27 protein-coding genes and 1 pseudogene are annotated in these 23,449 nt (G+C 37.4%); 15 read left to right on the top strand and 13 right to left on the bottom strand.

Annotated elements, in window-relative coordinates:
• Positions 1-132: 132 nt before the first annotated feature.
• The gene (locus tag A5N88_RS23505; protein WP_232317661.1) at positions 133-468 is read left to right on the top strand and encodes an ArsR/SmtB family transcription factor; all 336 of its coding nucleotides are present in this window, start codon (positions 133-135) and stop codon (positions 466-468) included.
• A gap of 2 nt (positions 469-470) precedes the next feature.
• The gene (locus tag A5N88_RS23500; RefSeq protein WP_066271391.1) at positions 471-959 is read left to right on the top strand and encodes an SRPBCC family protein; all 489 of its coding nucleotides are present in this window, start codon (positions 471-473) and stop codon (positions 957-959) included.
• Between the two features lie 107 nt (positions 960-1,066).
• Here the strand turns inward: A5N88_RS23500 and A5N88_RS23495 are convergent, their stop codons facing one another.
• From A5N88_RS23495 to A5N88_RS23490, 3 genes are all read right to left on the bottom strand, one after another.
• The gene (locus tag A5N88_RS23495) at positions 1,067-2,071 is read right to left on the bottom strand and encodes a DUF3231 family protein (protein WP_066271389.1); all 1,005 of its coding nucleotides are present in this window, start codon (positions 2,069-2,071) and stop codon (positions 1,067-1,069) included.
• A 366-nt stretch (positions 2,072-2,437) separates the two neighbouring features.
• On the bottom strand, positions 2,438-2,650 hold the full coding sequence (locus A5N88_RS26465) for a LysR substrate-binding domain-containing protein (protein ID WP_157090840.1): 213 nt from the start codon (positions 2,648-2,650) through the stop codon (positions 2,438-2,440).
• Positions 2,651-2,726: 76 nt separating this feature from the next.
• Positions 2,727-3,191 (bottom strand): low molecular weight protein-tyrosine-phosphatase, encoded by a 465-nt coding sequence (locus tag A5N88_RS23490; protein ID WP_066271387.1) that lies wholly within the window; start codon positions 3,189-3,191, stop codon positions 2,727-2,729.
• A gap of 717 nt (positions 3,192-3,908) precedes the next feature.
• Here A5N88_RS23490 and A5N88_RS23480 point away from each other — a divergent pair.
• From A5N88_RS23480 to A5N88_RS23465, 4 genes are all read left to right on the top strand, one after another.
• Positions 3,909-4,964: a nitric oxide synthase oxygenase gene (locus A5N88_RS23480; protein ID WP_066271526.1), complete on the top strand. Its 1,056-nt coding sequence runs from the start codon at positions 3,909-3,911 to the stop codon at positions 4,962-4,964.
• A gap of 227 nt (positions 4,965-5,191) precedes the next feature.
• Positions 5,192-5,716 carry a hypothetical protein gene (locus A5N88_RS23475; RefSeq protein WP_066271384.1) on the top strand — a complete coding sequence of 175 codons (525 nt, stop codon included), beginning with the start codon at positions 5,192-5,194 and terminating at the stop codon, positions 5,714-5,716.
• Between the two features lie 485 nt (positions 5,717-6,201).
• Entirely contained in the window at positions 6,202-6,678 is a 477-nt protein-coding gene (locus A5N88_RS23470) for a MarR family winged helix-turn-helix transcriptional regulator (protein ID WP_066271382.1), read from the top strand.
• 1 nt (position 6,679) lies between these two features.
• Entirely contained in the window at positions 6,680-8,317 is a 1,638-nt protein-coding gene (locus A5N88_RS23465; protein ID WP_066271379.1) for an MDR family MFS transporter, read from the top strand.
• Positions 8,318-8,519: 202 nt separating this feature from the next.
• On the opposite strand, the gene A5N88_RS23460 is transcribed toward A5N88_RS23465, so the two are convergent.
• Together A5N88_RS23460 and A5N88_RS25350 are read right to left on the bottom strand one after the other, a co-directional pair.
• Positions 8,520-9,149 carry a cupin domain-containing protein gene (locus A5N88_RS23460; RefSeq protein ID WP_066271377.1) on the bottom strand — a complete coding sequence of 210 codons (630 nt, stop codon included), beginning with the start codon at positions 9,147-9,149 and terminating at the stop codon, positions 8,520-8,522.
• 402 nt (positions 9,150-9,551) lie between these two features.
• A complete protein-coding gene (locus A5N88_RS25350) occupies positions 9,552-9,719 on the bottom strand; it encodes a hypothetical protein (RefSeq protein WP_157090831.1) in 168 nt (55 codons plus the stop codon).
• A 108-nt stretch (positions 9,720-9,827) separates the two neighbouring features.
• Here A5N88_RS25350 and A5N88_RS23455 point away from each other — a divergent pair, with 108 nt between their 5' ends.
• The 8 genes and pseudogenes from A5N88_RS23455 to A5N88_RS23420 all read left to right on the top strand — a co-directional run bounded on the left by A5N88_RS23455 (position 9,828) and on the right by A5N88_RS23420 (position 16,065).
• Complete coding sequence (locus tag A5N88_RS23455) at positions 9,828-10,613, top strand: polysaccharide deacetylase family protein (protein ID WP_232317660.1); 786 nt, start codon at positions 9,828-9,830, stop codon at positions 10,611-10,613.
• A 624-nt stretch (positions 10,614-11,237) separates the two neighbouring features.
• A complete protein-coding gene (locus tag A5N88_RS23450) occupies positions 11,238-11,387 on the top strand; it encodes a hypothetical protein (protein ID WP_232317659.1) in 150 nt (49 codons plus the stop codon).
• Between the two features lie 82 nt (positions 11,388-11,469).
• Positions 11,470-12,409 (top strand): annotated as a pseudogene (locus tag A5N88_RS23445) (helix-turn-helix transcriptional regulator).
• Positions 12,410-12,685: 276 nt separating this feature from the next.
• Positions 12,686-13,126, top strand: coding sequence for a VOC family protein (locus tag A5N88_RS23440; RefSeq protein WP_066271375.1), 441 nt, complete (start codon positions 12,686-12,688; stop codon positions 13,124-13,126).
• 276 nt (positions 13,127-13,402) lie between these two features.
• Positions 13,403-13,675 carry a hypothetical protein gene (locus tag A5N88_RS23435; RefSeq protein WP_066271372.1) on the top strand — a complete coding sequence of 91 codons (273 nt, stop codon included), beginning with the start codon at positions 13,403-13,405 and terminating at the stop codon, positions 13,673-13,675.
• A 186-nt stretch (positions 13,676-13,861) separates the two neighbouring features.
• A complete protein-coding gene (locus A5N88_RS23430) occupies positions 13,862-14,614 on the top strand; it encodes a hypothetical protein (protein WP_066271369.1) in 753 nt (250 codons plus the stop codon).
• A 127-nt stretch (positions 14,615-14,741) separates the two neighbouring features.
• Positions 14,742-15,062, top strand: a complete 321-nt coding sequence (locus A5N88_RS23425; protein WP_066271368.1) for a hypothetical protein — start codon at positions 14,742-14,744, stop codon at positions 15,060-15,062.
• 205 nt (positions 15,063-15,267) lie between these two features.
• The gene (locus A5N88_RS23420) at positions 15,268-16,065 is read left to right on the top strand and encodes a hypothetical protein (protein WP_066271366.1); all 798 of its coding nucleotides are present in this window, start codon (positions 15,268-15,270) and stop codon (positions 16,063-16,065) included.
• Between the two features lie 154 nt (positions 16,066-16,219).
• Here the strand turns inward: A5N88_RS23420 and A5N88_RS23415 are convergent, their stop codons facing one another.
• The 3 genes from A5N88_RS23415 to A5N88_RS23405 form a co-directional block, all read right to left on the bottom strand.
• Complete coding sequence (locus A5N88_RS23415; protein WP_066271364.1) at positions 16,220-16,417, bottom strand: hypothetical protein; 198 nt, start codon at positions 16,415-16,417, stop codon at positions 16,220-16,222.
• 268 nt (positions 16,418-16,685) lie between these two features.
• Complete coding sequence (locus A5N88_RS23410; RefSeq protein WP_232317658.1) at positions 16,686-17,897, bottom strand: IS110 family RNA-guided transposase; 1,212 nt, start codon at positions 17,895-17,897, stop codon at positions 16,686-16,688.
• A gap of 4 nt (positions 17,898-17,901) precedes the next feature.
• Positions 17,902-19,022, bottom strand: a protein-coding gene (locus A5N88_RS23405; RefSeq protein WP_157090830.1) for an IS3 family transposase whose coding sequence is annotated in 2 segments (ribosomal slippage) — positions 17,902-18,773 and positions 18,773-19,022 — 1,122 coding nt in all. Because the reading frame shifts where the segments join, the coding sequence is not laid out codon by codon here.
• A 516-nt stretch (positions 19,023-19,538) separates the two neighbouring features.
• Between A5N88_RS23405 and A5N88_RS23395 the strand changes: the two genes are divergently transcribed.
• Positions 19,539-20,642, top strand: a complete 1,104-nt coding sequence (locus A5N88_RS23395) for an L-dopachrome tautomerase-related protein (RefSeq protein WP_066271357.1) — start codon at positions 19,539-19,541, stop codon at positions 20,640-20,642.
• 229 nt (positions 20,643-20,871) lie between these two features.
• Here the strand turns inward: A5N88_RS23395 and A5N88_RS23390 are convergent, their stop codons facing one another.
• Genes A5N88_RS23390 through A5N88_RS23370 form a run of 5 tightly spaced genes read right to left on the bottom strand, consistent with a single transcriptional unit; the run spans position 20,872 to position 23,186 of the window.
• Positions 20,872-21,171, bottom strand: a complete 300-nt coding sequence (locus A5N88_RS23390) for a spore coat protein (protein WP_066271355.1) — start codon at positions 21,169-21,171, stop codon at positions 20,872-20,874.
• Between the two features lie 18 nt (positions 21,172-21,189).
• A complete protein-coding gene (locus tag A5N88_RS23385) occupies positions 21,190-21,384 on the bottom strand; it encodes a hypothetical protein (RefSeq protein WP_066271352.1) in 195 nt (64 codons plus the stop codon).
• Positions 21,385-21,400: 16 nt separating this feature from the next.
• A complete protein-coding gene (locus tag A5N88_RS23380) occupies positions 21,401-22,537 on the bottom strand; it encodes a zinc-dependent alcohol dehydrogenase (protein ID WP_066271350.1) in 1,137 nt (378 codons plus the stop codon).
• Between the two features lie 18 nt (positions 22,538-22,555).
• The gene (locus tag A5N88_RS23375) at positions 22,556-22,924 is read right to left on the bottom strand and encodes a spore coat protein (RefSeq protein ID WP_066271348.1); all 369 of its coding nucleotides are present in this window, start codon (positions 22,922-22,924) and stop codon (positions 22,556-22,558) included.
• Positions 22,925-22,940: 16 nt separating this feature from the next.
• A complete protein-coding gene (locus A5N88_RS23370; RefSeq protein ID WP_066271345.1) occupies positions 22,941-23,186 on the bottom strand; it encodes a spore gernimation protein GerQ in 246 nt (81 codons plus the stop codon).
• Positions 23,187-23,449: the final 263 nt, after the last annotated feature.

The following is a 23,449-nucleotide window of genomic DNA, read 5'->3' as shown; positions in this document are numbered from 1 at the left end:
AGAGTGATACTAATTTTCTTTTTAAACGGGCAGAATTGTTGAAGAACGGAAGATATAATTTGTAATTAATATAACCATACAGTAATATAACTATATAGAAATATAAATATATATTAGGGAGGTTGCTGAAATGTGAATGCTGCTCAAACTAAAAAAGTAAAGATGAATTTGTTTGAAGTAATAGCGGAGCCAAACCGTAGGAAAATTATTGATTTTCTAAGAATTAATCCAAGGACTGTTAATGAAATTGTTGAATTTTCAAAGTTAAGCCAACCTGGTGTTTCGAAACACCTAAAAATCCTGCGGGAAGCAGGTTTAGTTACAATTATCAAAGAATCTCAAAGTCGTATCTATCATTTACAGGGACAGCCTTTAAAAGAAATTGATAACTGGCTTGAGCCTTATCGAGAGTATTGGTCAGAAAAGTTGGATGCACTTGAACAATTCTTAAATGAGGAGGAGGAATAAAAATGTTAGCTGTAATAGAAAAAGTTGAAGGTGGTCACATCGCTCGTTACAATCGCCCACTTAAACATTCAGTAGAAAAGGTATGGGCTGCTATTACTCAAAATGATAAGTTAGGAAAATGGATGCCGAATCTTCAAGTAGTAGACCTCAAGCAAGGTGGTACTATCAAATTTAATATGAATGATGTAACAAGTAATTCCTTTGACATTAAAATAAGAGACTTTAAAGAAAAAGAAGTTTTTGAATATGAATGGGGTGACGGTTGGGTACGTTTCGAATTATATCCTAAACCTGAAGGTTGCTTATTGGTGTTAATAGAATTTATCAGTACAATAAATGATCACACTTCGAAAGATTTAGCTGGATGGCACGTTTGCCTTGATGTATTGATTGATTTATTAAATGGACATTATCACGCCAAATTTCCTAAAGAAAATTGGGAGAAATGGCATCAAAAATACGATGTTTCTGTTAAAGAGTTAAGTAATTAAACAATCTTCTTAATAAACTAATGAGAGCGATCTTCAATAACAAATGATAGTGGAAGAAGGATTTACTAAAAATAAAATGCCCCACCGATTTGGAAGGGCATGTTTTGTTATTTTTGTTTTGCAATTTCTGTTCTATTAGGTGCAAGTGGAGGTTGTTCTAACCATTTATTTTTCACCATAAGATTAAACCAATTCTTAGTAACCATAAGATTTTGTAAAATAGTTGCCTCATAAATTGTCACGAGGTCTGTTCGCATGGCTGTTGCAAGACCAGCCCCATGATAGTTTTGTGCAGCTTGAAACAAAAATCCCATATGATACATTAATAACTTATCAGAAAATGGAGAGTCAGTTGATATTGTCACTTCGGTTTCCAATGATTTCGGAACGGGTAAGTTATCAGCTTGGAGTATTTTTGCTAATGCATTTATTTGACCATCAGAAGTTTTCTCTGATTCAGTTAAAAATTTTCTTACTTCTTTGGATTCCGCCACCTGGCTGAATGCAATAGAAAGGGATTTAGCCAAAATGCTTTTTTTCAGGTTAAAAGAAATACTAATGATTTCTGTAGCAGCAAGGGTTCTCCTCTTCCCAAAAAAACCATCTGTAAAATCATTGCCTGAAATAAATTGAGGGTGTTCATATGCATAAAATAATGGGTCTCTCTGAAAAAGTCCTTTATCAAGCAATAACTCAATCGTTTGATGATACATTTTTTTCGCATCGTTATCACAAGAGTCGTAAAAATCCCTTAAGTCTTTTCTAACAGAAATGCTTAATGCAGTGATATGCCCTAATAATCCATGTAAAGTCATAACGTGTAAATAATTCAAACAGAATGCATCTGAAAACAATCTCTGTTTTCCTAAATAAAGATCGGATTCATTAAATCCAATTGGAACAGGAAACCCTTCACTCTCAAAAAAAGTGATAATTTTCTTCTTTTGTTTTTCGGATGTCTTGAGAGCTTCATTAAAAACCGTTTTTATTGCTTCATCTTCAATAATTGAGTACATATATCTATTTACTACATCTACCGCTGTTCCGTTTACATACTCACCCCATAAGGAACCTATTTCTGAAGATGTAAGTTTTAATTTTTCCTTATCCATATACTCACCTCCAAAGTATTATTTCCCTCTTTCAGAAGGAATATGATTTTGTTGGTTTTAATGTAAGAAGAGAGTTTTCATATATGTTAACGAATAATATTATTTGAAAAGAGTATTGCTATTATTAGTTCTATGGAGAAATTAGATTGTGAAGCATTGTACTTAAAGTAACGGGTAGCTAGAGTTTAAAATGGGATTGCTGCGGAGATTACTTTTCTTATTTGACTTAACGAGACAGTTTACTTCAATCGTGGTGAATAAATTGATTAAGTCATCGTTCAGCCAACATGGTTAAAAGCTACAATTACAAATGAACTTCCTTAAAAGTATCGATAAAGCCCGCGCACTCTTTGGAAGATGACGTCCTTAGCTATACAATACAAACAACAGATTGAAAGTTGCATCAAGTAAAACTAACATCTTAGACTCCGAAATCGGAAAGGAAGACATCACTAACTTTGGCAGAATAGTTGCACCCATACGAGCGACTACTAACGCGATAATGATCCTAACACTTGAACATTCACAAACAATATTCGGCTCGAAGCCAGTGTTATGTTGGAATTTTTGTTTAGTAATCGGATTTTACAATTTCAAAAAATTAGTTTAGTGAAATAGAAATTATTTTGATCGTCTGATTAAGATGGATGCCTTGTTATAAGTTTTTTTCTCTGCGTATTTTATTGAGTAATATCCGGCAGCCAGTTGAAACAAGACGATAGGTTTCATCAAAATCACCGGTATAAAATGGATCAGGGATATCTTTCCTGTATATGGTCAGGTCGAGCAGCCTAATGATCTTTGGATGATTAGGCTTTCCGGTTATCCTGTAAATATTTTTTATGTTGCTTTCATCCATACCGATTATATAGTCGAATCTCCAAAAGTCTTCTTTCTTAAGTCGGCGTCCAACAAGCCCATCAGAAGAGATATTGTATCTCTTCAGAATATCAAGAGTTCCTTCGTGCGGAGGGAAGCCTATTTGCCATGAACTGGTTGCAGCGGAATCAACTGCGATTTTGTTTGTCAAATTTTCTTTTTTGACTAAGTGGCGAAACAGAGCTTCAGCCATCGGTGAACGGCAAATATTCCCTAAGCATACAAATAAAACGTTGATCATGTACTTACCGCCTTTTAATTTATCCTTTTTTCCCCATTTTAATAGTCTTTTTTGGATTATTATGTAATTTCAAAATAGTGGATTGCAAAGGTGTGTTGTTTTGCACTCCTCCAGCCGTTACTTCGGTCTTATAATATTAAGCTACTCAAGCGGTGTAAGAAATAAACATACAATGATTAGAGCAAAATCAGCTCAACAAGCACCATCTGCCATGGACAGTGCCTTCTTTTCTCATAATCACAAAGTATGTACAAAACAGAAATATGAAACGGCGCTAGTGCTAATTCCAGAAACTATTTCCCAAAAATCCCTGTTATTTGTCTTTATTTATTAGTGTTAAAATAACTCTTTTTTGTGTAACAGCTGAATTGTGAAGAACTTCACTTAAGCTAAAGGGTGTGTTCGCACAATAAGCCGATATATAGAAAAAAGCTCAGAGTTTAATCCTCTGAGCTTTTTTTATACCAATTGTTGCTTATGCGTTAATTTAATTGTTAGATCGTATGCGAATCTTATTGTGATGTAAGCAGCGATTTCGAAGTCTGTACTTCAAAACCGAACCCGTTAAGCAAAAGCCCGCTTTTTTAATGAAGCTATATGTATGCAGTAGGATCTCAACTTTTTCATTTGAATAGGCGGATTTTATTTCGTTTATTTTCCTATGATATGATAAGAGAATGATGATTTTCAGGAGGCGCAAAATTGGACAGCAATAAAATGAAAGAAGCAGAGGAGTTTATCTCTTCCAGCTACCGGGAACGGGATAAATCCGAAGATGAAATAAAGAAAAGATTAGCCGAAATCAAGGTTCAGATAGAACAAAAAGGCTCTTACCATCACACACCAGAAGAACTGGAATATGGGGCAAAACTAGCTTGGCGTAACAGTAATCGCTGCATTGGAAGGCTTTTTTGGCAAAGTCTTCATGTCATCGATAAAAGAGAGATTGACACTGAAGAGGAAATGATGACAGCTTTATTTGAGCATATCGATTATGCAACAAATGAAGGGCGTATAAGGCCGACGATCACCGTTTTTCCTGAAGAAGACTTTAGGATTTGGAATCATCAGCTCATCCGATATGCAGGATATGAAACCGAACAGGGGATAATAGGAGATCCCGATTCTATTTCCTTTACCAACGCCTGTATAGAACTTGGCTGGGAGCCTCAATATGGGCCATTTGATGTTTTACCTATTGTCATTCAAGTAAAAAATCGTCCACCTGTCTTTTATGATATACCTAAACATCTTTTGATTGAGGTTCCACTTGAGCATCCTGACTACGAATGGTTTAAAGACCTTCAGTTGAAGTGGTATGCTGTACCCATCATTTCAAGCATGAAGCTTGAAATAGGGGGAATTACGTATCCAGCCGCTCCCTTTAACGGCTGGTATATGGGAACAGAGATTGGAGCACGAAACCTAGCGGATGATGATCGATACAATATGCTGCCGAAAATCGGGAGCTTAATGGGCTTGGATATTGAAAGTCATGCATCCCTTTGGAAGGATAGGGCTCTTTTAGAGTTAAACGTCGCTGTTCTCTATTCATATAAGAAAAAAGGCGTCAGCATTGTCGACCATCATACTGCGGCCCAGCAGTTTAAAAAATTTGAACAAAAAGAAATGGAACAAGGGAGGCAGGTAACCGGCAATTGGACATGGCTCATTCCTCCTTTAGCGCCTGCTACGACTCATATTTTTCATAAACCCTATAAAAATGAGATTAAGAAACCAAACTTCTTTTATCAACATTCACCCTATTCGTAAAGGGTTAAAAAAATATATTAGAAAGCAAGGAAATACAGGGGATAAATGCCTGAACAATGTTTAAGGTATGACTACCAGCCATCGTGCTATTTTTAATTCTATTTTCTTTCATTTTTTATGACAATATATTTCAAATAATATTCAAATATTTGTATGATATTCTACCATTACTGATGAAAGCAAGAATGGCATTCACCTAATACTTTTAAAAAGGAGAATCTTTCACAATGGAATATAATACAATGGAATATAAAACAAGGCATCCCTTAGTCATTCCGGTTCTATTACTAATTATTGCCTATGAATGGTTAATTGCTTCAGTAGACAAGCTATTAACGAAAAACTATTTAGAAAACATGCACAAGCAAATGGTACAATCAGTGTCTGGTATTCAGTTTCATCCTTACGCAAGCTTATTTAAGAGTGTAGGCATTCCTCAATCCCAATTGATCGGCACCCTGGTCCTTATAGGAGAACTAGTGGTTGGCTTAACCTTTGCTATTGTAGCGATTCAAATTTTCCGAGGAAAGATGAGTAGCGCCTTGGCAAAATGCGGATTTGCGGCCGCCATTATTGCTGCATTTATGAGTATAAATTATGCGCTTCTGGGCGGGGATACACTCTTCGTTGACCCTTCCAATGCCTTCCAAGAAAGTATTTCCGTTGATTGGATCTTGTTCCTGTTTGAAGTGACTTTTGCTTTCTTCTTCTATTCCGTTTCTAAACGAAGTGTAGCGTCCAAAGTTGAATGATCGTGAAAGGGAGTGGTGTTTTAACCACTCCCTTTTCTTTTAAACGAGCTACATTGAGTAGGAAAAGACCGAGTACTCTATTTTAAAGTATCTATAAATAGATTGTTTTATTATAGAACCTAAAAGAGTGAAAGCGTCTTTCATAGTATGGAGTTCATGTAAACACCTGATAAAATCAATGTGAAACTAAAATTGTTCATACAGGTGTTTTAAAACGGTTATAAAACAAAAATTAAAAGAAATTTGAGTGAGAAAAGAAAAGAACAAAAAGAAAGCAGCCATCGCGGCTGCTTTTCATATTGGCTATTTTCCTTGAGATCCGATTCAAAAATAGTCAAGCGTCTAATTTTGCAGCTTCAGGACATCTCATTTAACGGTTGGAAAATTTTTGTTGACGAGATTAATATTTATTTATATAGTATAATCATTAAGTAGTTTAACTATTAAACTCGTTAATAATAAAACATGAAAAAGGAGGTAGAGGTATGCATAAGAACCTCGACTCATTGACAGAGCGCTTTGATAAGTCATTGATTGTCCTGATGCAAAATCTAGGTCCGCAGTTAATCAACCGAGCCCAGTTGGATTTAACCCCGGGTCAGGTTTTTATGTTGCATTTGATTCGAAATGAACGTCTTAGCAGTGTGTCAAAACTGGCTGAAAAAATGGAGGTTGCTCCAAGCGCCATTACGGTCATGCTTGATCGGCTGGAAAACCACGGTTTTGTTAGCCGTACACGTGATACATCCGATCGACGCGTTGTCATTATTGAGCTGACAGATGCCGGTGAGCGGGAATTGGATTATGTTTTAAAAGTCCGAAAAACGATTATACAGCACTGTTTTAAACAAATGGATGCCAATGAACTCATTCCTTTTATTGAAGGATTAGAAAAATTGTCTTCCATTTCTCAGAAAATGGAATTAGTAGAAGTACTGGGGTTATCGATGGAGGGGGAGTAAGATGGCTGAAGTATCAGTGCAAACAACGAACCAGATTACAGGTTCAAAAAAATGGTGGGCGCTTGCTACGGTCCTGTTGACAATGTTTTTCTCGTCTATGGATCAGACGGTTGTGTCCACTGCAATGCCTACGATTGTAGGAAACTTACATGGATTAAATTTATATTCTTGGGTCTTTACATCCTATATGATGGCGTCTTCCGTAACCATACCTATTTATGGAAAGCTGTCGGATGTATTTGGACGTAAACCTTTCTATTTGTTTGGCCTTATCATGTTCGGAATCGGGTCAGCCGTATCCGGTCAGGCCCATTCTATGGTGGAGCTGGTTTGGGCACGTGCTTTTCAAGGAATTGGCGCGGGTGCCATGATGAGCATGCCACGTGCCACAGTGGGGGATATTTTCACACCTCAAGAACGCGGAAAATGGATGGGTGTTATGATGGCGGTGTTTGGGTTATCCAGCATCATCGGCCCGGCACTTGGTGGATGGATTACGGACACTTTTTCATGGCGCTGGGTATTTTATATTAACTTGCCGTTTGCCGTTCTTGCGATTATCGGGGTCATTGTCACGTTACCGAAAGTTCGGACAGAACATCAAGTGAAGATTGACTGGCTTGGTTCCTTAATTTTAGTGGTTGGTTTGATTCCGATTTTGCTTGGTTTTACCTGGGCTGGTACGAAATATGCCTGGGGTTCTCCAACGGAATTAACGCTCTTTATCGGCGGTGTTATTTTTCTTGTATTGTTTGTGTTGTGGGAGCGTAAAGCGGCCGATCCGCTGCTCGCGCCGTCCTTATTTAAAAATCGGATTTTCAGCACCTCGCTGATCTTGGGCGTCTTGATTGGTATGACGATGTTTGGCAGTCTCATGTTCTTGCCCATTTATGTTCAAGGGGTACTTGGGCTCAATGCACAAAGCAGTGGATGGGTCATGTCTCCGATGATGCTTGGGTTTATTTTCGGCAGCGTGGTTTCTGGTCAGGTCATGTCTAAAACAGGTCGTTACAAGTACCTTGCTTGGCTAAGCGGTGCGGTGATTGTTGTGGGTTCCCTATTGTTGAACCGAATGGATATTCATACAACCTGGACGACGGTCGTCATCAACATGATTGTCCTTGGACTCGGCATTGGTTCCTTAATGCCGCTTATGAATATGGTGGTTCAAAATGCGTTCCCTTACAAGATGATGGGTACCGTGAACTCAACACAGCAATTTGTTAGTTCACTTGGCGGTGTGATTGCTTCACCGATTTTTGGATCCATCCTAAACAAAGCGTTCACCAAAAAATTTAACGAAACGCTGCCTGCATCACTCGGACAATTTAAGAGTAAGCTTACTGGGTTGAATCCACAAGCGCTTTTAACTTCACAAGCACAAAAATCCATCTCAGCTGCGTTCACGAAGTTTGGTGCTGCAGGGCATCAGATGTATCTACAGCTGATGGACTCAGTAAAAATTTCGTTGACATATGGAATTCAGCATTTGTTCGAGGTCGGATTGGTTTTCGCTTGCCTCAGTTTCATCGGCACCTTCTTCTTGCCGGAAGTGAAACTGAAAGGCAAAGAGTATTTCCAATCGGAAAATTCTACGGAAAACGCTCAAAGTAGTGAAAGCAGGATGAACGAAAGATAAGATCAGAACCAACAGATGGATTGCAGGAATAAGAGGGGGGCGAACCCTCTCTCTATTTAAAAGCAAAATAAGTTGCTTTTTAGATATATAAGGTAGCATGCTGGTAGACACGGCGTGCTTTTTTTATTGTGAGAGGGAGGGTTAAACCTGCCTTTAATGGAAAATGAACAAAACGGCATGCCACTGCCTCATGCTATTGATTTTACCAATAATGCGGATGCTGCTGAAGGTATGGCATTTGTTGTCCTTGTGACAGATAGGATGGTTCCCAATATGGATGAGGAAATCTTTTTCTTGACCTGCTGCAATCTTTCGCTGGTCCAATATAGGTTGACGGAGTAACGGGTGCGGTAACCTGCTTCCACTGCTCCTCATCCATACAATAAGTAGTTGCCATCACATTTGCAGGTGTAAATTTTAATAGGTCTGACCCTAGAATCACCTCTGGAGTGGGTGTGTTAAAAATGGCCAAAAGATGAGTATCATCAACTGAAGCGGCCTCATAATGCCACCATCCTTGCGGAACGTTCGCCACCTGTCCTGGAGTGATCGGGTAATTGAGTATTTCTTTTGTGAAGGGATTCAATATTGAAACTGTCGCAGCGCCGGAAATACAATAAACCAATTCAGATGCATTTTGATGATAGTGTGGCTCCACCACATTATTTGCACTTAAGAATATATCTAGCAAAGACAGATTTTCCAGGGTATTCAATTGCTGAATCCCTAAGACATTAATAAAATTTTGGTTATCTTTTTTGAATAAGGGACTTGTATTAACATCAAATGTATATTGAGTGGCTGGAGAAGTATAGTCCATATACGAAACCAAAAATATCGCCTCTTTCGATTGATCAATATGCCTATAGGCATGTTATGCGGTTCCATTTAGTTCGGTGTAAAAAGAGGGTAACCAGGTTCTGTTTTAGAGTACAAATCAATTAAAATAGCCTTCTTTCACTCTGAAGAAAGATAATACTAAAGAAGATGGTCGATAAAGACTGGATTAATAATTAATATAAATAGTTCTAAAGCATTTTCATTCGCTGTGGTGAAACGCTGGATATACTTCATAGAAGGCTATCAAAATACAAGTTTTCAAATAAACTTTTATCACAATTTCACTTCATATCATAATATATGAACGTAGCTTTTTTAAAATTGTATTACTGAGGAGAGAAAACAATAATGAATCCATTTAATCAAAATTTCTTAAACCCATATTATGGGAAAGTTATTCCTGATCAACAACAAGTAAATCCTGAAGAGCAACAAAACGACAGGCAGCAACACGGAACTCATCATCATCCAGCTCATCATACCCACCATCATCATACTCATCACCATACTCATCACCACCACCATCATCACCATACACACCATCATACTGGCCAATAGTCATACGTCTCCATAAATCTAATATTATTTAAATCATACATTGATTCATTCTGGATTTGTCTTCCAATAACGGTGTTCGAAAAAGAAATGAGTTTAAAAAGAGAGGATAAAAATGTATTATTTTGATCGACGATATCTTCCGGACCTGAGCACTTTACAACCAGGAGTAGATCCATCATTTATACGGCAATTACCTCCGCACCAGCATGGTCCGGAAAGAATGGAAGAACGCCCTCCGCATACACAGCATGTGGACTGGGCCTCTATGTTCCCTAATGAGATCATCTTACACGGGCCAACCAACCGAAAACAAGTAGCACTAACATTTGATGATGGACCAGATGATGTTTGGACACCTAAAATACTTGATACTTTAAAACAGCTAAATGTAAAAGGGACTTTTATGTGTGTAGGTCAGCGTGTACAGCAAAATCCAAATGTCCTTCAAAGAATGGTCAGAGAAGGGCATGTGATTGGAAATCATACGTGGAGTCACCCTAATTTAACAAAAATTCCTATAAATGAAGTGAAAGATCAAATTGAAAGAACGGCCAATGAAGTATATCGTATAGCAAAAGTCAGACCTATTCTTTTTCGGCCACCCTACGGAGCATTAAATATTGAAGTCATACGTAAAATTATTCAATTAAAGGATAAAATCATTTATTGGGATGTCGATAGTTTAGACTGGGCTGGACTTACCGGTCCGCAGGTAGCTGCCAATATCTTAGCGCACGTTCGGCCGGGGGCCATCATACTGCAGCACTGTGCAGGCGGCAGGGGAGAAAGCCTCCGTGATACAGTGGAGGCTTTGCCCTATGTAGTTCAGACTTTACACCAGGAAGGATATCAATTTCTAACCGTTCCTCAGTTAGTGAATATAAAGCCGTATCATTAAAAGGGTATATTTAGGAAAAACTGACTCTTTGACGTACAGCTAAGAGAAACGTTCTTATAATTGGAATAGATGTAACATAGGAAAGGTATTAAAAAAGTCATAGAAATGGAGAGGAGGCAGCAGATTAATTGATTTATCCTGATCATTTGATTGAGACTCGGAGTTTAATAATAAAAATAAATCATTAGATGTAAGAAAAATGAAACGAATAACAGCCTTACTTCATGTTGTAATGGGTTCCGTTTTCGGGTGTTTACTTAACAAATGACACAAGAATTGACGTATGAATTGGCATACGTCTTTTTCTTTTTTTAACAAGGGTCATGCGAGATCCCTTTAACTTTAGCATAGCAATTGCCATCATTTTTATGATGGACAATAAAGTATTGTACAATTAAAAAAGAGTGCCAAAACTACTGTCAATTTCAGTGCCGTAATGAGTACCAGTATAATATATCCTTCTTCAACTAACGAAGCAGGGAGTTCAATAAGAATGTTGACTATAGATTGTAATGTTACCTATGGAGAGTGAGTTTGGTGGGAGCCGGAGAATGAATTACTTTCCTAAATAAATTGGAAGACAAAAATATTTATTACGAGCTTACTAAAGTTATAAATGAAGATATGCTGGTTCAGATTGCTGTTCAAGGACAACGATGGGAAGTTGAATTTATGGATGATGGGACAGTTGAATTAGAAAAATTCGTAAGTGACGGGAATATGTACGATATTAGAGAGTTAGAAAAGCTGCTATTTATAGATATTAGTGATTAGTTACTACACTGGTTATCTAAATTATCTTCTCCATTAAGATGTGTTATGTTTAGTTTGCAGTAAATATTCAAGGGGGTAACCAGTGAACAAAACAGACCGTTTGTTAGCCATCGTGCTGGAGCTACAACGTAAAGAAGTGGTAAGGGCCGAAGATTTGGCGACCCTATTTGAAACTAGCGTGCGGACCATCTACCGCGACATCCAGGCGCTGAGTGAAGCGGGCGTGCCGATCATAGGAGCTCCTGGGACAGGATATTCCTTGATGGAAGGCTATTTCCTGCCGCCAATCAGTTTCACGGTACCAGAAGCTGTGAGCTTGTTGATTGGGACGGACTTTATCGAACAAAGATTTGATGATGATTATCGTGTCAAAGCTCAAGAAGCCCGCGGCAAAATTGAGGCAATTCTACCGGAAAGCGTACGCAATGAAACATCTCGTGTACGTAAGACTATGTGTTTACTCATTTCTGATAAACAGGTTAGGCAGTCAAAAGAAAAAGAATATCTAGAAAAGATCGGTCGAGCGATATTAGACGAGAGAAAGATCAGCTTTCATTATGCAAAAAGACTTGCAGATTCCGAAGGTAATCGCCATAGTGTTCGTACCGTTGATCCCTATGGATTGGTGCTCGTTCAAGGATCATGGATGCTCGTTGCCCGGTGTGATCTGCGCCAAGACATTCGCCATTTCCGCCTGTCCCGAATGACGGAACTTATCGATCTGGGAGAACGATTCGAACTACCAACAAATTTTAACTTAAGAGAGTATACCCCTCCGGATGATCGACACTTGCTAGTTCGCCTTCGATTTAACTATGATATCGGAGATAAGGTGAAAGGTTCGACCAATCATTACATAGAGGGAGCATCAAGATGGATTGCTTGTGGTCTTACGCGTTCGTCAACTCGACGAATTGTTGCAATGGGTGCTTGGCTGGGGAGCCGATGCGATTGTATTGGAGCCTGAATCATTACGAAAAAGGATTCGTGAGGAAGCCCAAAAAATGTTTAAACGCTACTGACATACTGCTGTCAGTAGCGTCATTTTATAATCGGAGTAAGTAAACATAAAGAGGTGAGAGATAAATGCGAAGTATTTCTTGTTTCAGTTTGGGAACACCGCCATTCAACGTCCACAGGATTTAATTCATTTCACTATTGAACAATTGAGCAGCAGCCAATAGAACCAAATGGTTCAGTTTCTGATTAAATCGGGCCTTTACGGAAACTTCACTGGTTCTGGCCCAAAATGATATGATACGATATTGTATTATTTATTTTAGGAAGGATGGTATCTCGTGAATTTTGCTTCTGTACGCATCATTACCGACGACGTGGATCGTCTTGTCAAGTTCTATGAAAAAGTAATGGGTGTTTCGGCGGAACGCCCCGTGCCAGTCTTTGCCGAATTCATTGTTCCATCGTGCACCCTTGCGATCGGCGACTCGCAGATGGTGTCACTGTTTGGCGCTGGTTCCGGAGTGGCGGCCGAGAATCACACTGTCATCATTGAGTTCCGCGTCCACAATGTCGATGCCGAATACGAGCGCTTGAAACCGTTTGTTGACGAATGGGTAAAGGAACCGACTACGATGCCGTGGGGGAACAGTGCTGTGTTGTTCCGTGAACCCGACGGAAACCTCGTTAACCTCTTCGAACCGGTAACCGAGGAAGCTATCAAACGATTCAACGGAAGGGGAAGAAGGATAGTTGAAGTGAGTGAGGTCTGCATTTTGTGAAGAATTACACTTAAAGTAAGGGGTGCTTTAATGAAAAAACATTGTTATTAAGATAAGTGGCTTAGAGCAAATTCTAAGCTATTTATTATTTTGTAAACACCACTATACAGCTTTACAGAATATTTAAGGTTTGAACTTTTTGTTGAAACGTGATTCCCAAATCAATGTCGAAATTCTTCGAGTTTATTTAAGACTATAAACCTGATTTTATATTTATCATTTAACAATGGATATAAATGTGAAATCCCTATGCTATAAAATGTTGGGGGGAGATTAATGAAAACTTATCTAATTATTAGCCAAATCCTATATTTACTTTCATTGATTCCATGGTTTTTAATTTGGGGATTATCTTTTATGAGCTTTGATAATGGTGTAAATCTATATAATGTTTCTTTTGTTCTGTCCGTTTCTTTATATCCAGTTGCTGTGATTGTGTGTTCTATTTTATCCTGGTACTTTCGTGTAAAAAAGAAACGGTTTGCTATGATCATCAATATAGCTCCGATGCTATGGATTATCACGTATTTCGTGTTTATGTTCCTGTAAGATTAAACAAGTCTCCAGTACTTATTGAGTACTGGAGACTTGTTTAATTAACGGGGGCAATAGTTATAGATCAACTGCCATTCTCAGCGACTTTTCTTATTCAAGTAACTGGGCAGGTTAGCTTAAGAAGGTGGATTTTCCATTTAAAGAGAATTTAATAGGTAAACCAGATTTTTGGAGGACCAGATGAGAAATAGCACCTTTTTAAATAATGTAAATAGCTTAATAAAAATGCATTCCAGCGGACTTTTAGGTGGAGAAATAATGCCTGAAGATGTATTAATTGGAATTGTTCAAGAAGATGAACTAATGGATGTTTTAACTCTTGCAATAGCGTTGAACTATCAGAGAAACTCTTATAAATTATGGGAATCAGTTGTACAGGCGTACCAAGACCCGGAGACCAAGTGGATTTTTAATCCAACTATTGTAGTAAACAGTAATATAGATGAATTACGAGAAGCTTTGCTTTTACATCGCGTAGGTTTGCAACCAAATCGCCATCCTGAAATTTGGCAACGTGTTGCAAAAGGAATAAAGATATCGTCTGAAAAAGGAAACGTACAAGGATTAATTGACTCTGTTGAGGCGGACATTGCTTTAATGAAGGGGATTATTCAAGGCTTAAGAAAAAAAGAGTTTCCTTATCTCTCTGGACCAAAGATATTTAATTATTGGCTATATGTCTTGGAGGGTTACACCAATGTTACTTGGAAATCGCGTGAACTTATCACCATTGCACCAGATACACATATCTTAAAAGCTACAATAAAACTTGGATTATGTACGGAGGAAGTCTTAAATGGTGCAGCAGAAGACCGAAAAGCTGTTGCTTCAGCTTGGAAAAGGGCACTTGCTGGAACTGGTATAGCACCTATAGATGTCCATACTCCATTATGGTTATGGAGTCGTGCTGAATTCCCCCCTATAGTCTCATAATTGTAGTTGCACTAACGAAGCAGTTTAGTGGAAGAAGGAATTAAGTACAAAAAGGTTAATATATCCAAATGAGTCAAAATGAGTTATTGTTTAGATATAGATTTTATAAAGGGGGCTGTAATTAATAATGAAACGATTAATCACAATACTACTTACGTTATTTGTTTTATTAGGGTTGAGTTACGGCATTGCTCACTACACTCACACTAAATTTATTGATTATTCATTTTTTATTGGAATTGCAGTCACTGTTATTATTGGGTTTTTTACTTCAAAGGGAGGGGGGTTTTGGAGTAAAAATGTAGATATGGTAGCCCAAGCAACTTCGGGATACAAGATGGAACAACAAAAGTCTGAGTTTTTACCGAATGCTGCCTTTTTTACTTCATTGGCTTACACCATCATTTCCCTAGTAGTGCTGTTATTTCAATACAGAAGTTATTTCTAAAATTATATCTAAGTCCGTAGGGTTGTGTAATATACTTTGACTAAAAGTAGAGGATATAAAAGTTAAATGATATTGCTGTCGTACTTTGGCAGCTATTTTTTATTGCACTAACGAAGCAGAATAGTTTAATAAGACTTGAAAAGTAGAGATAAAAAAATGTATGTTAAACTATTCATATCGCAGTTTAAAATAAGAAGGTGTAATGATGCTGTCTGAAGAGGTTCTCCATTCATTTAATTTAAACGGTAAAATCATCCCATTATTGGGTGGACAGAATACATCGGTAAGAGTAAATAATGCTGTATTAAAGCCGGTTGAAGATGTTACTCAATCATTTGAATGGCTGTTAATGGTTTTAAATAATATAAAACCTAAAGGTTACAGATTATCAAAACCTATTAGAAGCAGTAAAGGTACATTTGTGAGTTCTGGATGGGTGTGTACTAAGTTTGAACGTGGTGAGGAAGTCAAAGGTAGAATTAAAGAGAAACTTCAGGTATCGAGATTATTTCACTATGATTTATCTAATATCAACATTAGAGACGACTTTTCTCAAACTGATAATCCTTGGGTTATTGCTCATCGAATAGCTTGGCAAAAAGATGAATTACCAATGGAAATACATAATGAAATAAGAAAAATCATCAATGGATTAATTCAAAAATTACGGCTAAAAGAACATTATAACTTACAATTGGTTCACGCTGATTTGTCAGGAAATATTCTTTTTGATGATGTTTTGTACCCTCTAATCATTGATTTCTCTCCAACCATAGCACCCGTTGAATATGCCGAAGCGATTTTAGTATGTGATTGTATTGCTTGGCAAGGAAGTATGGTTTCCGAAATTGAATTATTACCTAAACATACAAACAATAAAGAAATGATTATGAGAGCTGTAATATTCCGATTAGCCGTTGAAGCTATTTTTTCAAAAGATAAATTAGATCGATTCATTGATCAATATAATTTATTTAAGCCTATTATTGATTATATCGATTAGTTTGCAAATAAAAATGTTACACATTAGACTATGAGGGTTTTAATAATAATGTAGATTATTGAACAAACGGGTGCTAGAGTTTAAAATGAGTCAGTGGATTGTTTTTTATTCACCGCCGGCTGAGGAAAAACGAAAGTGGTTGTAATAATATCCATTAAGATTCTTCACTTGTATTAAGTGGAATAATGTTCCCATTCGGAAATTCCTTTACCAATTTTCCGTTTTTTTCATATACGATGTATGTATTGTTGACTTTTGCATCGATTCTAGCTCGTTCACCAGTCATCTTTGCCCACTTGCTAACCCAAGCATATTTTCCTTTGCTTTCACCGTTTTGTTTCTCATTTAGCATAGAATCACTCCTTTTCAATAAATTATACAATACCTGTTCAAGAAATGATTAGCACAAAAATGGATACCTCTTTAATATAGGTCTTGTGCTAAGAGTTTTTGCTTCTATTTTTAGGTAACACCTTCTTGAACTAAACCAGCTAATAGTTTGTCAATATTTTTCAATAAAAATCTGTTGAATCACCTGTTATACTAAAAGTGCGCATGTCAAATAACCTTCCGTTTCTTCGGTTTTGGAAGGTTTTACGTTTATTAGTTCATTTTAGGTTCTAGGCTATATCTTGGAAAGTAGTTTTATTCTTTAAAAGGGCAAATATCCAATGAAGAAGCTTATTGACACAAGCTATAACAGCTACTTTAAAAGGTATACCTTCTTCGCGTTTCTTATCATAGAACTCTCGTAATTTCTTATTACGGGGGATGATTTCATCGCTAGTTTTGCTCTTTCGACAATCACGTATAGCACAACGAACAGCCATATATAAGGCGTGGCGAAGTCTACTAGATCCTCTTTTTGTGATTCGATTTTTGGTGGCTGTAAACTTACCAGATTCGAATACACTTGGATCAACTCCAGCGAAAGCTACTAGCTTTTTAGGATCAGTAAATCGGTCTATCTCTCCAATTTCAGAAATAATCGTTGCAGCGATCTTTTCTCCAATACCCGGGATAGATTTGATAATAGTATATTCTTCAACTTCTTTAGCGAGGGCATCTATCTCAGACTCTAACTTGGATAGGTGCTCTTTGTATTGAAGAATGATGTTTATATACATACCGAGACTTAAAATATGACTCTGATAAACCGTTTTTTCAAACGGATTTCGATCTGCTGCAGCCTTTAGCTGAATAGCTTTTTCTTTAGACCATCGATAGGAACGACTTTTACATAATTCAGCGATTTTATCAGCTACTGTTTCTACACTTGCCTCCAATATATCTTCAGATGAGGGATACTCGGAAAGAGTTAAGAGCGACACGACGGAATATAAGTCCCCAAAAACCCCTCGATATTCGGGGAAGACCTGTTCCAGAATGGCTTGAAATTGTAACTTTGTTTGGATTAATACCCCAGTTATATTCTCGTGCTGTCTTGTTAGATTTCGAAGGTTTAAAAGCTGAACTCCTCGCTTTTTATATGGCTCAAGATCCTCCTTATAAAACAGCTCACAGAGATGGTACGCATCCACTGTATCTGTTTTTACTTTTCGAAGGCTTGAACTTTTAGCCTTATAAGAAATCAGTGGATTAATGATTATTAATAAAAATCCTCGGTCCTCCAAGTATTGAACAACAGAAGAGTGATAGTGTCCGGTTACTTCTAGTACGATGGGTGGTTTCTGACCTGTTTCATACCTCACTTCCTCCAAAAACTCTACAAGTAAACGAAGACCTTCCAATGTATGAGAGACTTTAAAGCTCTTACGATATGGCTTGCCTTTCTCTAAAAAAGCCTGAACCTGACTTTGGATTGTCAACACTAAACTAGACAGTTTTTTTAAGGTGTCCAAGTTTGTACTCGACGGGACTTATGTATCCTAAAGTTCCGTGAATCCGAATGTGGTTGAACCAATGAACATAGTCATGAAATTCTCTTGTTAACTCTTCTAAACTGACAAAATGGTGACCTCTAACGAACTCTGTTTTGATGATTTTGAACGTGGCTTCAGCCACCGCATTATCATAAGGGCAACCCTTCATACTTAACGATCGTTTGATACGGAACGTTTCTAAAGCCTCGTCTATCAGCTTGTTTTTAAATTCACTGTCTCGATCGGTGTGGAAATACTTGATCTTTCGGAGGTCTTTTTTGATGGTCGATAAGGCCCGATAAACCAATGTCGCATCTTTATTCGGGCCTGTGCTAAAGCCAACAATCTCCCTATTAAATAGATCGACAAAGACACATATGTAGTGCCATTTTTGATTGACTCTCACATATGTTAAATTGCTTACGACTACGGATAATTCTTCTGCTTGGTCAAATTCACGATTTAATTCATTCTTCTGATTGGATTCGTTACAGCTTTTGGAATGCGGTTTAAACTGGGCGACAGTATACGCGGATACCAGCCCTTGTTCACTCATAATCCGTCCAATACGGCGTCTAGACACCTGATGTCCAAGCTTTTTCAATTCTACCTTTATCTTTCGAGTTCCATAGTTTTGTCGGCTGTTTTGAAAGATTTCTATAATGTAGGATGTCAAATCGTCTTCTGAAGCCCTTTCGATTGCCTCATAATAGTACGTGCTTCTGGGAAGTTGTAGGACTTTACACATTGCTGATATTGAGTATTTGTGTTGATTGTTTTTGATCACATTTACTTTCGTCCTAGTATCAGCGCAGCTTGCTTTAAAATGTCATTCTCCATTTGAAGCTGCTTATTTTCTTTCCTTAATAGGATCAGCTCTTTTTCTTCCGGAGACAAATTGTCTTTTTCCTTGAACGAACCGGACTTTTGACTTTGACTAACCCACTTATCCAATGAAGAAGGCGTAAGGTCATATTCCCGAATAAGGTCCTTTCTTGGTTTTCCATTTTGATAAAGCTGAACGATCTGTTGCTTAAATTCCGGAGTAAATGTCCGGCGTTCTTTCTTAGTCATCGTAGATTCTCCTCTAACATATTATCTGTAGTCTACTTGACCTTAATTTTTCTGTCCAACTTAGTGTTGCCTATCCATATGAAGTAGTGGGTGTAGTTGAAGAACATCCAAACAAAGAAAATCAACAGTATTATCTAAAAAAGAAATTAACTTATTGATAAATAAGATTGTAATAAGGGGGATTAATCCAATAAGGATTAATCCTCTTTTTTGTTGGAGTTTCTTCTTGAACAAACGGGGAGTTTAGCTTAAGTACATTCTTCACAGAGTTAAAAAATCAAATTTTACCAATTTTTATTTATAACAGTTTAACGTTGATTCGGTAATATTGAACTTCGCTACCTGCTAATTGAATTCTACTTCAACTTAAGACCTTTAAATTAAAATGTTTCCTTTCTTCTGACAGACTTATTAAATTTCGAAAACACAATTCAATCATCTTTTCGTATAGAAAAACTTATTAAGAAACATGCACTAGAAAAAATATAAAACATATATAGGAGATATCCCGTTTGAATGCTTGAGGAGGATATTATGTTACCTAGTGAAAAATATTTCGGTAATTTAGAACTAGTTTATGCATTTTATGGGGCTATGCCTACAGGTGTTACTGTTTCAGAAACCGGTCGTATTTTCATTTGCTTTCCGAAATGGGGAGACGATGTTAAATTTACGGTGGCGGAGATTGTTGAGGATAAATTGCAGCCTTATCCTAATTTACAAACCAATTTGGTTAACCCCGAGAATATCACAATGACTTTCATCAGTGTCCAAAGTGTAGTTGCTGATGGAAGGGGAACGCTTTGGGTATTAGATACAGCGGCACCCAATTTTTCTGAGCCCATTAAAGGTGGAGCAAAATTAGTCGCTGTTGATTTAAAAACCAATACAATTAGAAGAGTATATACCTTTACAGAAGATGTTGTCTTGCCGACAACTTACCTGAATGATGTCCGATTTGATTTTCGGGTTGGAAACGCAGGTTATGCCTATATAACGGATTCTTCTTCCAAAGGACCAGGTGCTATTATCGTCGTAGATTTAGAAAATGGAAATATGTCTAGACGGTTAAATGGAGCAATTTCAACTTCACCAGATCCCTATTTTATACCGAAAGTAGAAGGAAAAGTGCTGATGAATCGAAATAAAGATGGAGGGACTTCTCCATTTAGATTAGCGTCTGACGGTATTGCGATTTCTCCTGATGGAAAGGTATTATTTTTTTGTCCACTAACAAGTCGCCATCTGTTCTCAATCTCAACAGAAGCCCTGAGAGACATAAACATACCGGACATGGATTTACTTTATCATGTGGAATATTGGGGAGAAAAGGGTGCGTCTGATGGAATGATTACAGATGCAAAAGGGGCCGTTTATGCTGGAGATTATGAGAACAATAGTATTCGAAAGATATTGCCGAATGGCACAATGCAAACCATCGCACATGATCCGAGAATTTTATGGCCGGATACTTTTTCAATTGGTCCGGATGAATACTTATATGTCATTGTGAACCAATTACATCGGCAGGCAAGATTTCATTATGGAAAAGACCTGCGACAAAAACCTTATAGTTTACTTCGTATAAAAATTAATGAATTTCCTGCTCCTATCATTTGATTCTAAAAAAGTTGGTTCATCTTTTTGTGAAATGTAAACGGGTAGAGCCAATAGGCCTTAATTAGCTTAACATAACTCTATTTATAAAAGAAAAAGACATCCAAATTGTATTGTAAAAGAAAGTGGTGGTTGCAAAAGGAGGGAAATCGTATATTTACATCATTTAAATACAAATGGTTTATTGGGAGCAGTTTAGGTTGGTAATGTTAAACTGCTCCTATTTTATTTTTTATAGAGTGGGTAAGTTCAATGCTGTATTGATATTATTTAAATCTAAATTGATTTGTTCGTTTGTATCCCAAGCATGGTACCATCCTTTTTCTTCCATGTATAAGGAAATTTGTTCATGCATATCAAGAGCTTCCGTTAAATGGCGAGTGAGTATTTCTTTAATTTCCGGCGTTCCTGCTTCCGTAACAGCCATGGCATAATTTCTGACTCCACTTTTAGCTGAAATCAATAAATCCATTGCCACTACTTGATCCGATAGTGCGTTCATGCCAGTTAAATTTTCAATGATTGGATTCATGTTCATTCATCTCCTAATTTACTGCTTAGCGTTAGAAAGGATAGAAGCGTATTCTTGTAATTGTTTCGTAGATAAACCTATGTCTTTCTGCATAATATCTTTTAACTGCTGGTCTGTAACTAACGCTCTCATCGTTTTAGACTTAGTTAGACAAGTGGTTTTAAATGCAGCCATTTCATGGACCTCAAGTACTTCATGTAAGGCATATTTCACTTTTCTAACCTCCTTTTTATGGTTTCAATACGACCTTTATACAATCATCCGTTCTTGTGTCAAAGATTTCATAGCCACGCTTTGCTTCACTAAGTGGAAGAACATGGCTTACGACATCTCCTGGATCAATTTTTCCGGTCGAAACTAATTCAAACATATACGGCATATAGTGAATCACAGGTGCTTGTCCAGTGCGTATATTAACGTTACGGTTCATAATATCACCCATTGGGAAACCATTATATTTGCCGCCGTAAACGCCTGTAACTTGGATGTTCCCACCTTTACGTACTGCTTGTGAAGCGATGATAAATGCACTAAATGCTCCGCCTTGAAGTTTCAATCCACTCGCAAGGAACTCTATATCAGTCATTTTACCGTCCATACCAACTGCGTCTATGACAACATCAGCGCCGCCATTCGTCATTTCTTTCAAATGCATTCCTACATTTTCAAATTTTTCGAAATTTACAATTTCAACTTTATTGGTACGTTTGGCGTGTTGCAAACGATAGTCTACATAATCTACGGCAATGACACGCTTTGCTCCTTTAAGCCAACAGAATTTTTGAGCAAAAAGACCAACCGGACCACAGCCAAGAACAATAACTGTATCACCGTCCTTTACAGCGGCATTGTCTACACTCCAAAAACCAGTAGTCATGGCATCGGCAATAACGGCTAACTTTTCATCTGGTTCTTCACAAGTCTCTGGGATTTTGAAATGAGTAAAGTTGGCAAACGGCACTCTTAAATATTCAGCTTGCCCACCTGGATAGCCACCCGTCGAACCAGAATATCCGAAATAGGCACCCATATCACCATTATCATTTGAATTATCACATTGACTTTCCAAATGGTTTTTGCAGTAATAGCATTCACCGCATGCAATATTAAATGGAATAATGACGCGATCTCCCTTTTTTACATTGGTAACACCGGGTCCAACTTCTTCGACGATTCCCATTGGTTCATGGCCAATAACATAGTTTTCTTGCAGGTTAGGAATCATGCCATGAATTAAATGTAAATCAGACCCACATATAGCTGTACTCGTCACTTTAATAATCATGTCATCTGGTTTTTCAATCTTTGGATCTGGAACTTCTTTGACTACAACATTTTTAATACCTTGATACGTTACTGCCTTCATGCTATACAGCCTCCAGTGTTAGTGTTCATCAGGTGTCCGGTCAAACATACCTTTTCTATTGGTCTCAACAGGAAATAGATTCATTTTGCCAATCATTAATGTATTATTGGCAGAGAGTTGATCCAGTTGATACTGTTTACTTAGTTCGTATGGATGGAACCATTTTTTACTAATCATAAGTTCTGCAATTTCTTGGTGCAAGGCAATGCCTTGCATTAACTCTTTTCGTAAGAGGGTTCTCATATCAGGTGATACGGACTCCGTTAATGCTACAGCAATATTTCGAACACCTTCTTTTGCACGAATAAGAAAGTCCATAGCAAAGGTAGTATCTGCAAGCTCAGGTACATGTAGCGCGTTTATAGGGTCTAAATAGTCCTGGTTCAATGAATTTGCCTCCTTTTCAATTTATTATTGGTGTTGGCCGGTTTTGAGGAACTGGAGCTTCAAAAGGTGCGCGTTGATAAATTTCCTGTAATTCTCTAAGCGCTTGCATGGATTGTTCAACATCTTTTTGCATTAATGCTCTCAAATCATGATCAAATACCAGTCCTTGCATTAGTTTTGATTTCGATAAGCATAGGGTTTTAAAATTAATAACTTCATGTAGATCCAATGACTCATGATCAGCTAATTTTTGAATATCCATTTTGGTTCCCTCCTTTTTGACTAACTATACAAATACAAAGGTATTATTCCAAATATTCAATGAATCATTCTTTAATAGTTTTTTTAGAGGTAGGAAAAACGCTGATTAAATGACTGGATTAATCATAATGTAGTGAAAATTCATTCATAAGGTATCATAGGGTTAACCCATACAAGTTAGGAAAAGAAAATAAAACTACAAGCTGTATCTATTTAAAAGTGTCTATTATTGGGGTCCTGCCCACAAAAAGGGTATATTATACT

Source organism: Heyndrickxia acidicola (genome assembly GCF_001636425.1).
Classification (GTDB): Bacteria; Bacillota; Bacilli; order Bacillales; family Bacillaceae_C; genus Bacillus_AE; species Bacillus_AE acidicola.
The sequence above is the reverse complement of the archived record's forward strand: the minus strand, read 5'-3'. Positions and strand labels throughout refer to the sequence as shown.